The organism is Paenibacillus sp. FSL R5-0766, assembly GCF_037971845.1.
GTDB lineage: Bacteria > Bacillota > Bacilli > Paenibacillales > Paenibacillaceae > Paenibacillus.
The window spans coordinates 2,880,843-2,900,825 of record NZ_CP150227.1 but is presented as its reverse complement, the minus strand read 5'-3'; the positions used below and the strand labels follow the sequence as shown (position 1 = coordinate 2,900,825).

Annotated in this window: 1 protein-coding gene; it reads right to left on the bottom strand. The window is 50.6% G+C overall.

Annotated features, from left to right (window positions below):
* Positions 1–7: 7 nt before the first annotated feature.
* Positions 8–19,969 (bottom strand): SDR family NAD(P)-dependent oxidoreductase, encoded by a 19,962-nt coding sequence (locus MKY66_RS12980; RefSeq protein ID WP_339807154.1) that lies wholly within the window; start codon positions 19,967–19,969, stop codon positions 8–10.
* Positions 19,970–19,983: the final 14 nt, after the last annotated feature.

The window sequence follows — 19,983 nt, the reverse complement described above, 5'->3', positions numbered from 1 at the left end:
ATCACTCCTATTCCTTCATGAACGCTTCAACAAATTGTGACTCCGTTAGTTCCCCGTCCAGAACACGATTAACCAGTTCCGAATAGCGGTCGTCCCTGGGCTTATCCCCTTTGGGAGAAGCTGTATACATTGGGGAGGAAATACCTAGTGTTTGTGATTTTACAGTTCTGATCTTGCCCCGAATTCGTTCAGGGTTCCCTGCCATGACCATCACTCTGGAAGAAGTGGATGATAGTGCAAGGGTTAATGCCTCTATTCCCTGATTCGAATGCAGAGGTCTCATTCCCATTTGCCGCCACATCATTTGTTTGACAGATGAGTCCACCTTCATGCCGCCATTTTCCCATAGTGGCCAGTTTAAGGACAGTGTCCTGCCGCTTCGTTTGCCCTGACTCACCATCGTTTCCCGGTATGTTGCGTATAGGTCCATGAATGCATTCGCTGTAGCGTAATCACTCTGCCCCATATTGCCGAGCACGGCAGTTCCAGAGGAGAACAGAATGAAGAAATCCAATGCTTCCTTATGTGTAGAACGATCCAGGTGTATAGTGCCCGCCACTTTAGGTTTCATAACCTGACGCCATTCTTCCTCTGTCTTGGCAAGAAACAAACTGTCTCTGATTAATCCTGCTCCATGAATAACGCCGTGGATAGCGCCATAGACTTGTTTGATGCTACCAACAAGGTTCTCCACGGCTTCACCATCCGCTACATCAACCTGCAAATAGTCCACCCGTGCTCCCTGCTCTCGCAATACTTCAAGGGATTGTTCCATCAGACCGTCCATCGGTGATCTGCCCACGAGAACAAGTGTTGGATGCTTGGCTTGTGTGGCGATCTCTTGCGCAAATACAAGTCCAAGCCCTCCCATACCACCTGTAATGAGGTAAACACCATGATCACGCCAAAACCGTTTTTCAAGAACAGTGGACGGTTCAATCTCTTGCCAGTCTGCCAATTCCCGTCGACGACCCGTATAACGAATCCAGTTATCTTTAGGCTCGCAAACGTCCAACTTCAATAGCTGTAAAATATCTGCGTTATCCAACTGTTCGTCCATTTCAATCAACTGTCCCGCAACAGCCGGATATTCGAGTTTAATACTTTGCAACATACCCGACAGCGCAGCATACAAACGCTGCTCTCCATCATTAGGCACGACGGCCTGTATAATTCGCGGTTTATTCGATTCACTGGACAGTATCGTTTGAAGTTTACCAAACACCTGCAAGGCACCATCCTCAAACCACTTTTCGGCTGTGGCCATTCCCTGATCCAACCCAATCGGTATAAACGATGCTGACGGAAATTCAAGCTGCATCTCACTCAACCTGCAAGCGAGTGCACCACATAAAATAACGATATGCTCAGCGTCTGGAGTCTTCCAGCTCCGACCGGCTCCTTCCACCTCCATCTCCCGCCAATACGGCTTTAACAGCAGCATTTCAGACCGAGCGGTTGTGTCAGCACCTGGCGCTGTGGATTCTGGATCGGGAAGCTGTCTGGAGGAAAAGCCAATTAAACGAACACAGACATTTCCTTCTTGATCAAACAAATCAATATCAAACGTCATTCCTTTCCCATCCGAACTGGAATCGGAGCTGTAGCGCACCCATGCCCACATGTCCTGAGCACAAGCTTTATAGATCCGAACTTTCTTTAACGCAAAAGGAACCGAAGGCTGTGGTCCACCTGAACCATGTCCCGCCTTTTTCCCATCCACTTCAGGATGCTCCAGCATCATGCCAATAGAGGCCTGCAACGCGGAGTCCAATATACAGGGATGAAGGACATATGAGTTCATTTCCGCCAACAAATGCTCAGGCAGCTTCAGTTGAGCCAAAACTTCCCTTTCACCGATGAACAATTGCTGTATTCCCTCAAATGCAGGTCCGTACTGGATACCGGCTTGCCTAAATACCTCATAACAGGCTTCACCCGTCCAGGTCGATCGGCTGCATGCAGCCATGAGTTCGTTCAGGTCATGAATTGGAGGGGATTCAGCTTCTTCATTCCATCCAAGCTGTCCTTGACTGTATACATGACGTTTACCCTCAACCTGCTGGTCTTGCCGGTATATCTCATAACTTATAAGTTGAGGATTTTCTGTGACAGGATGTAATCCGATTCCTACCTGAATGCTGTTAGGGATTGCTGCATCTCCATCCATGACTACGGGACTGATCCACACCACATTTTGCAGAAAAACAGGTCTTGTGCCGGCAACGGTAAGCTGCAATGCAGCCCGAGCCATTTCCAATTGGGCCACCCCTGGAAGTACGGAGACTCCATGAATAATATGATCCTTAAGGAAGAATTCTCTTCCATTGAAGACCGAGCTGAACCTTTGCTCAGTGAAATCAGACGTATTTTGTTGCACCAGGGGGTGAAGAGAAGCCCATGAGCGCTCCCGCGATGGCTGCTCTTCCTCTTGCTCTCTTTCCTTTGACGCCATCCAATATTCCTCTCGGGCAAAAGGATACGTTGGCAGGCTGATGCGTGATGGTGGTACATCGCCATACATCTGTCCCCAGTTCAGATCATAGCCCTGGGCATACAGATCAGCCAGTACATGGAGTATATCCCTCTGTTTCTCCGAGGACAAACTTCTTTCGGTGCTTTTGATAATCCATTCATCCCCATGTTCCTGTAACAGCTTTTGTCCAGTAAACCTTCTTGGCACCACGCCCTCAAACAAAACCCCTGACTTGGATTGCCCCCGCTGTTTCAACATGTATACGGCATCTTCCCTGGACTGCACAACCACCGCACAACGGTGTCGGAAATGCTGTCGTCCCTCCAGCAGCGTGTAGCTCATTGCCGTCAGATCCGGCATCTCTTCCCGTTCCAGTACAGCGATCATGTCCTCCACCTTGCGTTGTAGTGCTGCTTCCGTTTTGGCCGACAGTGCCAGCAAATAATAAGGTGACGCATAACCAGCCGTTCGTTTTTGTCCGCTGCCTTCATAACTTTCCACCACGACATGCACGTTGGTTCCGCTCATGCCAAAGGCACTTACCGCTCCCAGTCTCGCCTGCTCTGTTCGTGGCCAAGGGCGATTGCTTTTGTTCACATAAAACGGCCCCTCCGACCACCGGATATATTCACTTTCCTCTTCACAGTGCAGACTTGCCGGGATCGTCTCATGACGCATCGCCTGTACCAGGCTAATCAGGCTCACCACTCCCGAAGCGGCGAGGGTATGACCCAAATTCGTTTTTACCGACGTCAGCGCACAGGAGCCTGGCTCCATATTTCTTGATTTGTAGGCTTCCTGCAAAGCATTGATTTCGACTGGGTCTCCCAGACGTGTTCCCGTCCCGTGGGTCACAATGTACTGCATGTTCTCCGCCCGAATGCCGTACCGTGTATACACCTCATTCATTAGTGCTGTCTGTGCCACACCACTCGGCGCGGTGATTCCATTCGTTTTGCCATCATAGTTCATGCCGCTGCCCCGAATGACCCCGTAGATCGAGTCTCCATCCGCCTCAGCCTGAGATAAGGTCTTTAATACAACAACCGCTATCGCTTCTCCCGGAACCATGCCATTGGCACGCTGGTCAAACGCATAACAGCGCCCATTCTCAGACAGCATGCCCGCCTGGGACATCGCTTCGAGTCCCTGCTCGGTAAGTAGCAGGCTCACCCCTGCCGCAAGAGCCGTGTCGCACTCTCCGGCTCGCAGGCTGGCACAAGCTTGATGAACAGCCGCCAGCCCCGAAGAACAAGCCGTATTAATCGCCATGTTGGGACCATTGAGGTCCAGCAGATAGGCTAATCTGGCGGCCAGAATGGCATTGTGGTTGGATGTAAGCGGCCCGTCCAGACCGACAACTTGCAAATACTCGTTATTCTCCACCCCGACAAACATACCTACCCGGCCGGAGGAAAGCTGTCTTTTCCCATAAGCGGCATCTTCAAGCGCTCTCCAGGATTCCTGCAATAGCAATCGCTGACGCGGGTCCATGCTCTCGGCTTCACGCGGAGAAATTTCGAAGAAGCGTGGATCAAACTCCCGTACTCCTGGTACAAGACCGCATTTCCAAGGCTCACGCCCATTGTGGGTGGAAAACCGGTCCTCCGGTGCCCTTCTTATCGCTTCCTGACCCTGACTGATCATGGACCACATCTCGTCCACATCTCGTGCTTCGGGGAACCGTCCGCTAATACCAATAATGGCAACAGGTTCCGTGAATTGATCCATTTTATCCAGATTACGTGCAGTTGGACGAAGATCGGATGCAGGGAAGGATTTACCGCCAGCCCATCTTCCGGAACGTCCAGATCGGTAACCTCGGTCCGTGACATTGGATTTCATGTCGGTCACGGCCTTCCTTTCCTCGTACATGCCAACTAGAACATCCCGATGTTCATTTTCCAGATATTCAGCCAATCCTTTCAATGTGGAATGTCCAAAGAAAATGGATGGTGTCAATTCTGCTCCGTAATGACGGCTCAACCGTGCTGCATACTCTGTCAAGCTGATGGAATCAAATCCAAACTCTGCGAGATTGGCTTGAGGGTCCAATTCTTCATGAGGTATCTTTAATAGCTCGCTTGCTATTTCTCCTAGCTCCCATTGAGCGCACTCAGCTACCGTTTTACCACGCAACTCCACACGCAGCCCTAACGCAGGGGCCGCCTCATTCAAGACTGGATTCCCGACCTCATACGAAGTATAAGATGTGCTGGCCGGCTCCTCAGGTGTGAATTCAACACCCAGAAAACGATGTATGCGTTCCGGTTTCCCCGCCATAACGAGTTGGTGAGCATAAGGTTCATTTAGAATTTTTGGAAATAATGCCACCCCTTCGTCTTTTTCCAGAAAACGTTGACCGCTGGTTTTGAGATACATAGCCGAAGCATTCTTTTCGCCTGTGCCCATTCCGCCCTCTCTCCAAAGCGGCCAGTTGATGGATACCGTGTGAATAGGACCCGTGCGATGCTGTTCTTGAGCATAGGCCATCTGGAATCGATTCGCCACAGCATAATCACAGGAGCCGAAGTCACCCAAAATAGCCGATGAAGAAGAGAAATAACTGCGGAACTCCAGCGATTCATTACCCAGTGCTTTGTCCAATGCCAATGTTCCACGAATTTTGGGAGCAAGCACACGTTCAAAATCAGCTGCTGATTTATCCAGCACACTTACCCGACTTTCAATCCCGGCGGCGTGGATCAGTCCGTGAATTTCGCCAAATTTGTTTTTGACAGCCCGCACCGCTTCTTCGACTTGTTCCAGTACGGCAACATCAGCCTGAACATACATAGCCTGACTTCCCGCCTCGATCAATTCATCGAGCCTATGCTGCTTCACGGAATCCAGAGAAGATCGGCCCATCAACACCAGATTTACTCCCAGCGGAGCCCATGCTCTGGCAAAAGCGAGGCCAATTCCTCCCAATCCGCCCGTAATCAAATATGTCTTTCCTGGCAACACGTATTCTGTCCCCTGTTTGTAATGCTCGGCAGGCGGGATTGGTCTGATACGGCTTACTTTGCGCAGATCATTCTCATACCGCACGCTACACCGCTGGTTCGACCTTAATTCTTGCCACAGCCGTTCACTCCACCTTTTCCAGTTCACTTCGTTACTGGATGGTTTATCGCTGCTGATCACTTGTAATTTCGTATGGGGCATAACAAGCCCAAGTGAACGCTCAAAACCAATCCATGCATCCAGGTAACAACGTTCGATTCCTGTTCTATATTCCCCGGCGAGCAGAATTCGGCCAGGCTTGATCTTCTCTGCTGCCAATGCCTGAAGCAAAAGTAAAATCGGCTTCGTGTCTTGCAGCAGTAGTGGCTCCTCCAGTGCCGACAAATGTAGTACCGTATCCACATTCCCATATTGCTGGCTGATCTCCTGAAGCGCTTCCCTGTACTTCGCATGATGATCAAGATCCGTCTCTTTTTCCCACATTCCCGGATCGATGAAGACCAGCTGGATCTCAGGATTGTGATGTTTCATCAGTGAAACGAACCTCTCCTGATTCTCCTGACGGGAAAGTACACATAATATGGTCTGTGGGTTCTCTTCATGATGAAGTTCTGGCTTCGATTCTTCCCAGATTTCCTCAAAAGCCATCAGAAGGCTATCAGCGACCTCACGTTCTATCTCCTTTCTTTCCATGTCCTCCGGCATATCTTTTGTCATCAAATTCTTTTGGACCTGTAATCCCGCCATGTGTGCAACTACCTGTTCTTTCTCATCACAGAAAGTAACATCCAGCCCGGAATCCAACTCCCTGATCCACATCCACAGCGGATGCTGCCAGTGATCTGCCGTAAACTCCATGGATTCCATAGAGAGCCAAGTATGTTTTTGTTGTTCATTCAGCACTTCATGTACACTCGACTCGCCGGCCTCTCTTGTTGGCATGGCCTCGTTAAGATAATCTGCTGCCTTTACTGATCTTGTCTCAAAGATGTTAGCTGCCAGTGATACAGCTTCAGTCAGTAACTTTGGAGTATATAACAAAGTCCGATCCTGAGCATTAATTTCAGCTGAAAGCTTTATTAACACTTCATTTTCACCGGTATAACAACAAACAATGGATGATCCTTTAAGTTTTGAAGAGAGGTTTGCAGTCTCCAAATGTGTGCATCTTTCAGTGATGGACTGCATGTCCATAGGCGGACTCACGAATTCCTGTGATTCATATTCAATACGGCCCCTGCTCCACAACTCTTCATCACCGTCAGCTCGTTCACTGAATATTTCATAGATTAAAGATTGATCTGATTCCGGAATAATGGCCAAATGAACTTCCAGCGCCTGCTCTGTCACCACAACCGGATTGACCCATTGATGCTCGGTCAGCTTCATCCGGACCGGGGCCTGGTTCATCTCGCCCGCTCCCTTTAACGCATATTGCGCAGCAGCCCGGACCATCTCCAAGTGGGCTGAATCCGGCAAACATTGGTAACCCGATTCCATAGGGTCATGTAACAACGGATCTTCCTGTGCAAAAATAGAGCTATAACGCTGTTCGCGCAGCGTTGACGTATTCCCGTGTACAAGCGGGTGGAGCTTTGCTGTAAGAAGCTGCTCGTTCAACCGGCTTGCTTCAGGTGATGACTGGGTCACCCAGTATTCTTCCTGGGCAAACGGATATGAAGGCAAATGAATGCGTTCAGGAACAGACTCACCGTACATATTCATCCAATCCAATGCGTAACCCTGACAGTATAAATCCGCCAGCACATGAAGAATGTCACGGTATGCCCCGGTTGCGATCGCTTGAGTTCCATGCTGAAGTTGATGCAAAAGCTCATGACCGTGTTCCCGAACAATGCGCTGTTCAGTGAACTCCCGGCCCACTGTCCCGCGAAACATCTTCCCGTTATTTTCTTTCGTACCGAACTTTTTCCAGACATGCACAGCATCCGCCCGGGACTGTACAACCACCGCACAACGGTGACGGAAATGCTGTCGTCCCTCCAGGAGCGTGTAACTGATTGCCGCCAGATCCGGCTCATCTTCCCGTTCCAGCACGGCGATCATGTCCTCCACCTTGCGATGTAGTGCCTCTTCCGTTTTGGCGGACAGTGCCAGCAAATAATAAGGCGCTGTATTTCCAGCCATTTGTTTTTGCCCGTTGCCTTCATAACTTTCCACCACGACATGCACGTTGGTTCCACTCATGCCAAAAGCACTTACCGCGCCCAACCTGCCCTGCTCCGTTCGTGGCCAAGGCCGTTTGCTTTTGTTTACATAAAACGGCCCATCCGACCACCGGATATATTCACTCTCTTCCTCACAGTGCAGACTTGCCGGGATCGTCTCATAACGCATCGCCTGTACCAGACTAATCAGGCTCACCACACCGGATGCAGCGAGGGTATGACCCAAATTCGTTTTTACCGACGTTAACGCACAGGAACCTGGCGCCATATTCCGTCCTTTATAGGCTTCCTGCAAAGCCTTGATTTCGACCGGGTCTCCGAGGCGTGTTCCCGTCCCGTGGGTCACAATGTACTGCATGTCCTCCGCCTGAACGCCATACCGGGCATATACCTCATTCATTAACGCCGTCTGTGCCACACCACTTGGCGCGGTGATTCCATTCGTTTTGCCATCATAGTTCATGCCACTGCCCCGAATGACCCCGTAGATCGAATCTCCATCCGCCTCAGCCTGTGATAAAGTCTTTAATACAACAACCGCGATCGCTTCTCCCGGCACCATGCCTTTGGCACGCTGATCGAACGCATAACAGCGACCGTCCTCAGACAACATGCCTGCTTGGGACATCGCTTCGAACCCCTGTTCAGTAAGCAGCAGGCTTACTCCTGCCGCAAGAGCTGTGTCGCACTCTCCCGCCCGCAGGCTGGCACAAGCTTGATGAACAGCCGCCAGACCCGAAGAACAAGCAGTATTGATCGCCATATTCGGGCCATTCAGGTCCAACAGATACGCCAACCGGGCGGCCAGAATGGCATTGTGATTGGACGTAAGCGGTCCATCCAGGCCGACAAACTGCAAATATTCATTATTCTCCACTCCTACAAACATGCCGACCCGACCGGAGGAAAGTTGTTTTTTGCCATAAGCGGCATCCTCAAGCGCTCTCCAGGATTCTTGCAATAGCAATCGCTGACGCGGGTCCATGCTCTCGGCTTCACGCGGAGAGATTTCGAAGAAGCGGGGATCAAACTCTCGTATCCCTGGCACAAGACCGCATTTCCAAGTAGCATCCTTTTTACTGCTGGTGAATCGATCCGAGGGAACGGTCTTAACAGCCGTTTGTCCATTTACGAGAATCGACCACATCTCATCTACATTGCGCGCTTCAGGAAATCGTCCGCTGATACCAATAATGGCAACAGGTTCATCGGCCGCTTGCATTCGTCGTGTATCTCCCAAACGCCAGTACTTGCCAGATGCTTGTCTCTGGGCGTTAGGCTTTCGGGCTTTGGAACGATGCTGTGCCACTTTGCTTTTTAACGGTGCGGCTTGCTCTGTATGTTTTTCTCCCGTTTGAATATCGTGATCTGCATATTGATCCGTGATGGTCTGCTCGAATTCTCGCTCCATATAATGAGCCAATTCATGGAGTGTGGTGTGATCGAAAAATATGGATGGTGCCAAATCCACTCCAAAATGCTGATTAAGAACCGTTGCATATTCAGTCAGGCTAATGGAATCAAATCCATATTCGGCAAGATTTTCATTGCCATCAATCAGTTCCCTTGGAATTTTCAACGTTTGGCCTGCCAGTTCCTTTAACTCCCACCTTACACACTCAGACGTTGTTAGGCCCAAGAGCTCCGGTCTCCGGCGAGAAGCCATGGAAGCAGATGAAGCTTCTTTGGAGAGGATCACGGTTTCTTTCTCGGATTCACCGAATGAAGATTCAAGTACAAATGCACCTGCACTTGTAGTTGCAGCATTCGAATGTACCGCTATTCCGTCGTTTTCTGTCCCCTGCGACATGGCTGTAAAGCCTGCTTCTAATCCCTGAATCTTCAACACTGCGCGTCCTTCTGATGAATACAAACGAATGTCCAACACTTCAAGTCCTGACGCCCCATTCATCCGTTCTCTTCTGTCTACTCTCGCCCAAGAAATATTTGATGCGCCTATTGCATCAAGTCTTTGAAGGGATTGAATGTAAACAGGACGTGAAGCAGGCATATCCAACTGCTGCTTTGCTTCATTTTCAATTTCTGTCCAGCCTAGCCCCCCATAAACGGCAAGGTGAATTGCATCTACTGGCAGTTTGTACACTGGTGGTATAGATAGCACATCCGTTACATGTTCAAACTTGATCAGAACATGGTCTTCCCCCACATATATACGTTCTACCGCATAAGGAGATGAGGACAAGGCTGACTTTGAAGCATGGTTCGCAAAAGCAGTGATTGACGAATCCAGCTCAGCGGTGTAGAGCATATCGATAGAATCAATCTCCAGAGCATCTGATCCTGTGAACTCTGAAGCCACCTTTTTGGCCATTCCGCTACTATATACGGGTTGAAATCCCCCTACATTTTCACCATATATGACGTATCCCACTGTTAAATGTGATTCGGATTGCAATGAGATGTGTAACGGAAGTGTCTGATCAGACACGTAAACAGAGCTGTCCCATACCACATCCTGCAATTGGATCGATAATGCTGATTCTGCTGAATCATGATTATCAGGTATGGCCAAATCCAGAGCTGCATAGGCGATTTCCAGATGAAGCAAGTCGGGCAATAATTTTGTTGTTTGCTCTTTATTGATATCCATAAGCATAGGCGAGTCCATTGTAAAGAGTGAAGTGTACCGCTGCTCTTGAAGATCCGAAGTATTGCTATGCAAAAGTGGATGGAGCATGGCTGATCCGTTCGTACCCACCGCGCTGGACGATACCAACTCGGTTTTCTTTGGAGCCCAGTAGCGATTTCGTGCAAACGGATACGCCGGTAGACTGACTGGGCGCGGGTGCTGCTGTCTGTTGTCCCCGTATAGCTCCATCCACTGAATCACTGCCCCTCGTGACCACGCGTCCAGTACATGCTCATAACGACCCTGGGACAGCCAGCGTTTCACATTCTCTTTCATGTCTTCCTCATCGGTTAACCAACCCGGATGCTCCTGCCCTTGCTTCACATGCCCCTGATAATACAAGCTTCCTTTGCCTGCTGGTTCCGCCTGACCCACCTGTTCCACATAGCTGTCCAGCTTGGCAAGCAGCTCCTCCATCGTTTGCGCCAGCACACCCAGCCGTGCCTCCATTGCTTCACGTCCGGTTTGCAGTGTATAGGCGACCTCCCTCACTTTCCAGCTGCTCTGCCCGGTACGGAGTGCATCTCGCAGCTGACAGGCCTGCACGACCAGCCGTTCCTCGTTCTTCGCTGACAGCACGATCATCCCTGGCACTTCATTTTGCTCGTTTTGCTCATTCATCTTTTCACGCGTCAGGTCGGGTTCCCGGTATTCCTCCAAAATGAGATGAGCATTCGCTCCACCTGCACCAAACGAGGAAATTCCCGCCCGTCGCGGTACAATCTGACCGTCCACCCTTGGACGTTCCCAAACATCTAACTCTCGCTGGACCGTGAATGGGGTTTGACTAAAGTCAATATGCGGGTTGGTCTGCTTCACATGCAGGGACGGCGCCAGCTCTCCATGCTGTAATTGCAGCAGCACCTTGGTGACTCCCGCGATGCCTGCTGCGCTCTCTGCATGTCCGATATTGGATTTCGCTGAACCAATCGCACAGTAGGCCTCTTCCGAAGGTTCTTGCTGAAAAGCTTTACTCAGCCCCGCAATCTCGATCGGGTCGCCCAGCGACGTGCCTGTGCCATGGGCTTCCACATAACTGATCGTCCGCGGGTCAACGCCCGCCTCACGCAAGGCCCGGCCGATGACGTCCGCCTGGGCGTTGGGATTCGGCACGGTATATCCGTTTGTTTTTCCACCGTGATTCAAGGCCGACCCTTTGATCACGCCGTAAATCCGGTCCCCGTCTGCAACGGCTCGTGCAAGCGGTTTTAACAGGACCGCGCCCACGCCTTCCCCCGGCACATACCCGTCGCCCCCTTCACCAAAGCTCTCACAGCGGCCTTTGCTGGACAGGAATCGTCCTTGAGACAACATGATATATTTGTTCGGGTGGACCGACACATTCACCCCGCCTGCGACCGCAACCTGACACTCATTCTGTCTTAAACTCTGGCACGCCAGATGAATGGAAGTCAGCGAAGATGAACACATCGTATCCACCGCCAGACTCGGTCCGCGGAAATTACAGAAATACGACACCCGGTTGGCGATGGACGCCGGATTACCGGAGAGCGCAATTGAGGACTCGGCCCCATACAATTGATATTCCTCGTACATGACGCCGACGTACACACCCACGATGTCAGCAGCCAAACGCTCCCGCGTATACCCCGCATCCTCAATCGTCTCGTACACACACTGCATGAACAATCGTTCCTGCGGGTCCATCATCTCGGCTTCCCGAGGAGAAATCTGGAAGAACAACGGATCGAATTCGTCCACACCATCCAGAAATCCGCCCCAACGTCCATAGGTCTTGCCCGGTGTGCCCGGCGCTGAATCATATACCTTCTCCTGGTCCCAGCGTTCAGATGGAATCTCGGTAATGCTGTCCGTTCCACTGCGCAGATTCTCCCAAAACTCATGGATGTTCCGCGCTCCCGGGTACCTTCCCGCCACACCAATAATGGCAATATCCTGCTTCTCCTCATCCTCTTGAACCCGATTGGATGATTCAATGGGATTCAAAGATTTCAATGAACCAACGTTCTTCGACTCTGGATTAGTAGCTTGTTGATTCTTTAACGTCCTCTTTTGGCTTAAAATGCCCTTGGATTTAATGTCCTCTATTTCTGGCTTCTGTACAGCAACCGAGGTCGGAGATATACTAACGGACTCCTCAGAACGTCCTCCCCCTACAATGAGTCGCAGTTGTTCATGATGGTGCTCAAGAAAATATTCGCTCAGAGCCCGAAGGGTCTGATACTCGAAAAAAAGTGTTTTGGGCAAGAGACCAAACTGTTCTTCCAAATTGGTAGTCATCTGCATAATAAGCAGCGAATCTATACCGTATCGATCCATGGCTGTATCTACGTCAATCCTTGATTTCGGAAGACCGATGACACGGGCTAAACGCTCTTGTAGAAATTGAACTGTTTTTACTCGCAAATCAGCATCATTCTTCTGAATAAGGCCAAGGTTCTCTTCTTTTTTATGCAGGTCCATTCGCTCCTTCCCCATCGGGTGGATCTGACCGGTAACTTGCTGGACAGTTTGACTCATGTTCAAGTGTTCCAAGAGTGTCTCTGCAGAAATGTCCCATCCATGCCGGGCCAGCAGTCTGCGGGAAAGTTCACTCCATTGCACCGGGTCCAAACCATATTCACTCCAGTCCATGTCCGGGTCCACGTCCTGCTCCCCTACGTTCAACAAAGCGGCCACTTCCAACGTGAGCACCGCTATAGCTTCCTGCCGAGTCATGCCTCCCGCCAGAGGGGCTCCAAGCTTGGTGGATACCCATTCCGACACCGGTTCAAGCTTGTCTGCCTTTACCGGCTCGATCGGTTCAGATGACCCCGAATCTCCCGGCTCCAGCAGGCTTCTGCGCAGCACCAACAGATTGCCTTCCGCCACTGCTACCTGACTGCTTCCACTCGCCCAGGCCTGATACAGCGCCTTCACACCCGACGCGGTTCCCAGCGGTCTTAACCCATGCTGTTTCCACAGACGTGCCTTCCCCTCTTCCTCCAGCTGCATCCCGCCTTCTTCCCACAACGGCCAGTTGATGGATAAGGTTCGCCCTTGACACTCCCCGCGTTTCATCCGCGCATTTCGGCTCACCGCATACGCATCCATATACCCATTCGCGGCGGCATAATCGCCCTGCCCTGCATTCCCCGTCACCGCTGCACCCGAGGAGAACAGCAGCAGTACATCCAGCGCCTCTGTCCCGATCGCTTCTTCCAGGTTCCGTGTGCCATTTACTTTCGGGGCCAGCACCGCCTGCCAGTCGGGTTCCGTTTTGTAGCGAATCAGACTGTCCCGGATCTCTCCAGCACAATGCAGCACTCCGTTCACCCGACCGTATTGCTGACGAAGACGCCGAAACAGTGCATTGACCGCCTCTCTGTTGGTGACGTCCACCGTTTCATAAAGTACCCGGGCCGGAAGCTGCGCCATCTCTCGCTGTACCGTCTCTGGCATCGCCGGAGATCGGCCAGTCAAAATGAGCGTACTGCCTTCTGTTCGAGCTGCAATTTCCCGGGCCCAGATCCGCCCCAGTCCACCGGCTCCACCTGTAATGACGTACACGCCTTCGTCCCTCCAGGGAGACAACCGTGGGACACCGGTCTTCGGCTTCATCTCCGTTTCCGCATGTACATTTCGAATCCAATTTTCATCCATGTCCACGTTGAGCGCCTGCCAGCCCGTTCGCTTCAGCTCACCTGCTTCCCAACGCAGATGAGTTTCCTCCGCATGGAGCGCACACTGATACAGCTGCTCGGTCAACATTGCGGCGGATGTCTCTGGCTGGACTTCGACCAGCTGTGCCAGACTGCCCGGATACTCCAGCCGGACCGTCCGCAGCAGCCCACTCACGCCAGCGAACCGTCTTCCTTCTTCAGATCCCGCCACGACAATTTGCAAGGCCATTCGGCCTCTTTGATGTTTTGTAAGTTGCTGCTGCACATGATGCAGGATGGCCTGAACAGCCTGTCCGTACCGCGCCTCCAACGACCCCGTTAACGTCATCCGCTCCCAGGACACCTCCGCATCCGCGAAGTCTTGCGGGGCCCAATCACACAACAGCACCGCGGGTTCAACCCCCACAGCTTCAGCCGGTAGGGAGCGCTTCGGCAGCTCCTGCCACTCGGGCTGCACCAGCAGCACACCTTCCCGGCTTTCGGGTACACGCGAGGTCACGCCCCGCAGTCGAATGCAAACCTGTCCCTCTGAATCGCACAGCATCAGATCCAGTTTACGGACTCTCGCCTCCGCAGCGGAAGATGCCGCTGGCTCGGGGCGAACACGCACCACCGCCCACATGTGCGCCTGGCAAGGGGATATCACTTCCGCCTCCTCCAGCGCAAAAGGCAGCGGTGGGTTCCCATACCGTTCTGTTGCGCTCGCAAGGGGCGCGCTCTCCAAGCTTACTGCACCCTCCAGAGCAGTGAATCTCAGCACTTCCGCGATCTGATCTCCGGCCAGCAGGGCGATGGATGCTTGCAAGGCCCCATCCACCATACCGGGATGCAGCACGGTGTCACCTTGCCCTTCGAAGAGCACTTGTGGCAGACGCAGCTGCGCCAAGGCCTCGTTTGCCCCCCATTGCAATTCGGCAATGGTCTGATGGGACGGACCGTACTCCAGACCCAGTTTTCGGAATGCTTCATAACAAACTGCTCCACTGGCCTGTCCCTCTGTACACCGGCTGCGCACAGCCTGCAAATCCAAGGTTTGCACGGCTTCTACGAGAGGTCTTCCCACACTTACACGCCCTTGACTATACACCGCTTCGCTGGACTCAATTGATGACGCTGCCGATATTTTATAGGACAAGCTCTCATCTGCCTCGGCCTCAAGCACGAGATGAACCTCCAGAGGCTCCTCTCCAACAACGAGCGGCCTGCTCCACATTACATGCCGCAGCAGCAGACTGTGTGTGAGCGGAGGCCAATTCGCTGCATGCGCCGCTGCTGCCCGGGCCATCTCCAGCTGAACAACAGCTGGAAGCAGCTTGTGCCCCTGTACCACATGATCGCTTAGGAAAGGCTCATTGCCATTGAACTGACTACTGTACCACTGGCCCCGCAGCAGATCCGAACGGTTGTGGTGCAGCATGGAGTGCAGTAATATGCTCTCATTTGATGGTTTAACTATTGTTGGTTTTTCTATTAATGGTGAGCAATTCATTTCTTCGTGCTCCACCCAATACCGCTCTCTGGCAAATGGATAGGTGGGTAAGGATATGGTCCAATAGTGACCCTGCTCAAACAACAGATCATAATCAAGTTCATATCCCTGGATATACAGATCCGCTGCAGTACCCAGATGTTCTAAATATTCGCTTGCATGTGTCGTCTTCTGACAACTCCGCAAACATTCATTCCCATATCGCTGTAATGAGGAGTGCTCATGTGAAGTGTCCGGTGTTCCTTGTGAAACCCGAACCTGTGGTGCACTTCCCTTATCCAACCAGCGTTGAAGTATAGTCATCGCTTCATTCAGACTTCGGGTCACACAGGCGAGGCGGAAATCCATATGTTTGCGTCCCAATAACAGCGTGTAGCTCAAGTTACCGCAATCCTGTTCCGGCAATTGTCTTCCGTAGGCGGTGAGTTGTTCAACCTGCTGACGCAATTGTTCGGCGGTACGGGCTGAAAGTGCAATCAAATATCCCGGCATCGGCTCTGACGCTCTGGATTGCAGAGGTCCCTCCTCAATGACCATATGTGCATTCGTACCACTGAAACCAAATGAACTGATTGCAGCACATCTTTTGCCACTTGACCCGGCTTTCCATTCCATCGTGTCTGTAGGGATATAGAACGGGCTGTCATTTAAGACAATCTGGCTGTTGGCTTGATGAAAATGAATGGAGGGGGCTATTTTTTGATGACGCATCCCCAGCATAATTTTAAACAAACCCGCTACTCCAGCTGCCGTGGCCGTATGACCGATATTGCTTTTTACCGAGCCGATCGCACAGAACTGCTTTTCGTCCGTATGTTTTCTAAACGCCTGCGCCAATGCATTGAACTCAATCGGGTCTCCCAGCCTGGTCCCTGTCCCATGAGCCTCGACCAGCTGGATGTGTTCAGGATTAATATTAAAAGTCTCATATACGTTCTGCTCAAGCCGTTCCTGGGATTTCGCACTGGGAGCCGTAATTCCATTGGTGGACCCATCCTGGTTTATTCCGCTCCCTCGAATGACTCCGTAAATCTGGTCACCGTCATCCAGCGCCTCGCTAAGCCTTTTCAGGATAACAACCCCTGCGCCTTCTCCTGGAACAAAACCATCTGCAGCTTCATCAAAGGTATGACACCGTCCTGTTGGAGACAGCATTCCCGCTCGATTGGAGGCAATGTAGAATCCAGGGGTGGACTGGATGAATACACCTCCGGCAAGAGCCATATTCGTCTCGCCTGACCATAATCCTTGACATGCCAGATGAATGGCCACCAATGAACTGGAACAGGCTGTATCCACTGTAATGGCCGGACCGTGCAGATTCAGGTTATAGGCTATGCGAGCAGGCACAATAGAATTGGCGTTCCCCCAGAAAGCCTGCGGAGGGCCCTCATGTCCAAATATGCTTTGATAATCCATGCCGCTGCAGCCTACATAGATACCACATTGAAGGCCCTCGGCCTTTTTGCCAGCATAACCGCCATCTTCAAGCGCCTTCCAGGACTCCTCCAAAAAAATGCGCTGCTGCGGGTCCATATAGGTGGCTTCCACGCCGGATATATTAAAAAACAGAGGATCGAAACGATCAAAATCCTCTATAAAGCTGCCATGTCGACAATAGGACTGCTGATCCGCGTAATAAGCGTCCAGATCCCAACGTTTTACCTCTCCAATCAGATCATTCCCGGCTTGCAAATGTTGCCATAACTCCTCAGGATTGCGACTTTTTGCAAATCGGCCACTGATTCCAATAATCGCTATTTCCTCCCTGACGGGCGGTGTTTCTTGATTCATTATGGCCTCTTCTACCACAACGTTTTGCTCCCATGGCTTAGCAGAATACGGCTTAAAACGTTGTTCTTCAGGGATATGTACCACAATTTTGCCGATATTACTGCGGTTTCCCATAGCCTTATATGCTTCTTTCACTTGCTGAAAAGGATAAGTGGCATATATCGTCGGACGAACGATGTTCTGGTCAATTAGGATCGCCATTTCCTTCATATAGGTTCGAATTATAGAAGGATCACGGAAGGCCATGCGTCGTAAATCTACCGAATAAAATGCCTGATTGTTCGATAACAAGGATAAATCAATATTTTTGGCTGATTTGAGGGCAGTCATAGCAATTTCAATATATCTGCCACCGGGAGCAAGACAAGCCATCCCCTTTTGAATCGCATCACCTGATAAAGTATTGATAACAATATCTACACCTTGCCCGTTCGTAAGACGGTGGATCTCCTCGGCAAAATCCTGCTCCACATACTGAATGGTATGGTGCACACCCTGTTGTTGCAGATAGTTCAGTTTCACATCTGAACCCGCTGTGGCATAGATTTCCAGACCATAATGCTGCGCCAGCTGTACGGCAATAAGACCCGTCCCTCCGGCCGCCGTCTGAATCAATATTTTTTCACCTGGCTGCGGTTTGGCTTTGTGGAACACATCAAGCATGGTCATAGTGACGGCCGGCAGTGAGCAGGCTTCTTCAAATGTTAACTTTTTCGGTTTGGTTACTGCATGAGCTGCCGGACAGATCACCATATTGGCATGACCACCCATCTGCTCACCCATCATGGCCACCACTTCTTCACCACGTCGAAGGTCTGTAACCTCGGAACCTGTTTGAACAACGACCCCGCTGACTTCGAAGCCAGGGGTAAACGGATATGCGGGCATGGTTGGATACAGTCCTCTTACACATAACAGGTCTCCAAAATTAAGTGAAAAAGCATGTACAGCAATTTGCACTTCGTTTGACTGGAGTGAACGCGATTGATCCTGAATCAGTTTAAGTTCATCGGATTCTCCAGGTTTCTCCAGCAGCAATCGATAATATGAACCTTCCAAAATGGATCCCAGCTTTTCGTTATTAACCATTGTGCTTGTCCAAGTCGCATTAGGATTACTCCTCTCATCCCGAACTGGCAACCGATCCTCATTCCTATGCACAGCAGGCTTATCAGCCTTACGATTATCGTTGCTCATGTCCAAAATGATGGCTTGTTCGTCTTTCCTCTGTGGAGATGTAGCAGGGTCAGGCAGCATGTACGCCACAATCTCTTGTCGATATTGCTCCAGCATGTGCTTGCTTAAGGCATGGACCGTGTTATGATCGAACAGCACTGTAGTCTGCATCACTATTCCACATTGCTCGTTAATAAGATTGACCAGATTGACGGCAACAATCGAATCGACGCCATATTCAGAGAAACTTTGATGATTATCGATCCGGTTCTGACTCATCTTAAGTGAAGTTTCTATGCTGTCCCGGATGACCGTAATAATATGATCCCGGATCAGGTGGTCAGGAATATCTGCTGTAGGTTGAATGTTTCTAGTCTCCATAACCGGGGATGAATTGGGTCTCCATTCCACGTCAGGAATCGCTCTGGTTTGTGTCTGTACAGGATGAGATACAGGACTCTGTTTTATTTCATGTATAATGATGCCGTCACTTTGAGATACAACGATTTGTTGTCCCCACTCTTCAGCATTTAATGCCGGAAAACGAACATTTCTGAACCCCTCTTTGGCGAGCACCTTTTTCCATGTATTAGGTGTAAGTCCTGGGCAGCCCGGAATACGCAGTGCCTCATCTTCGTATAACCACCAGCCCTCCAACAAACCAAACGTAATATGGGCAAAAAGTGTATTATCGGTTATCTCGTTCAGGAGCAAATGCCCCTGTTTTTTGATCGCTGCCTTGATATGTCCGAGGGTTTGACGGATATTGGGTGTAGCATGCAGCACATTGGACGCGATTGCTATATCATAGACAGCTTCATTAATGGATTGACCCTGCAGTTGTTTGGTCACATCTATTTTTCTGTAGGTTAAATATGGGTGTTCATTTCCATAGCGCTGCTCTGCCTGCAATAGAAAAGAGGAAGAGATATCCGTATAACAATATTCCTCAATGTACTGCTCATACGGTCTGAGCTTATCAAGCATAGGAGTACTGGTTCCGCCAGTACCCGCGCCAAATTCAATGATTCTCAACCGAATGGTTGCATTCTTTTTTATTTTTTCTTCAATAATTGTTATAAGTTGCGATCCCATAACCTCATTGAAATAGTCGGCGATGGGATTGTTTTGGTATATGCCTTCGACAAGTGTCATGCTTGAATTGGGGAAAAGAACATCCGTTGCCTGCTTGTATCCCCGAAGAATATCAGGCAGGTGTTTTAATGCCGTTTCTGCCAAAAGGACCTGGGATCGAAGGTGGCCCTTTTGCAGCCATTGCTGTTTAACTTCATCCCATTTCTGCCACACATTCTCGAAGGTAGTAGCGGTTTGCCCGCCCTCAGCGCCATTCCCCTCTTCTTTGGCTAACACAGCAAGTGTCTCTTCCATCCAGCGATGAAACAAAACGGGTATCCCGTTTTTCTCTAACCATTCCCTGGTGTTGGAATAGCTTTTTTCAAATAACCCCATTGCCTTTAATTCCGCTGACAATAATGCGACAAGCCACCCGTGTAACTGATCTGTCTCACTGCGAAGTCCCTCGGGAATATGTTTTGTAATCGGAATATACACCTGATCATCCATTGTTTTAACCTCCC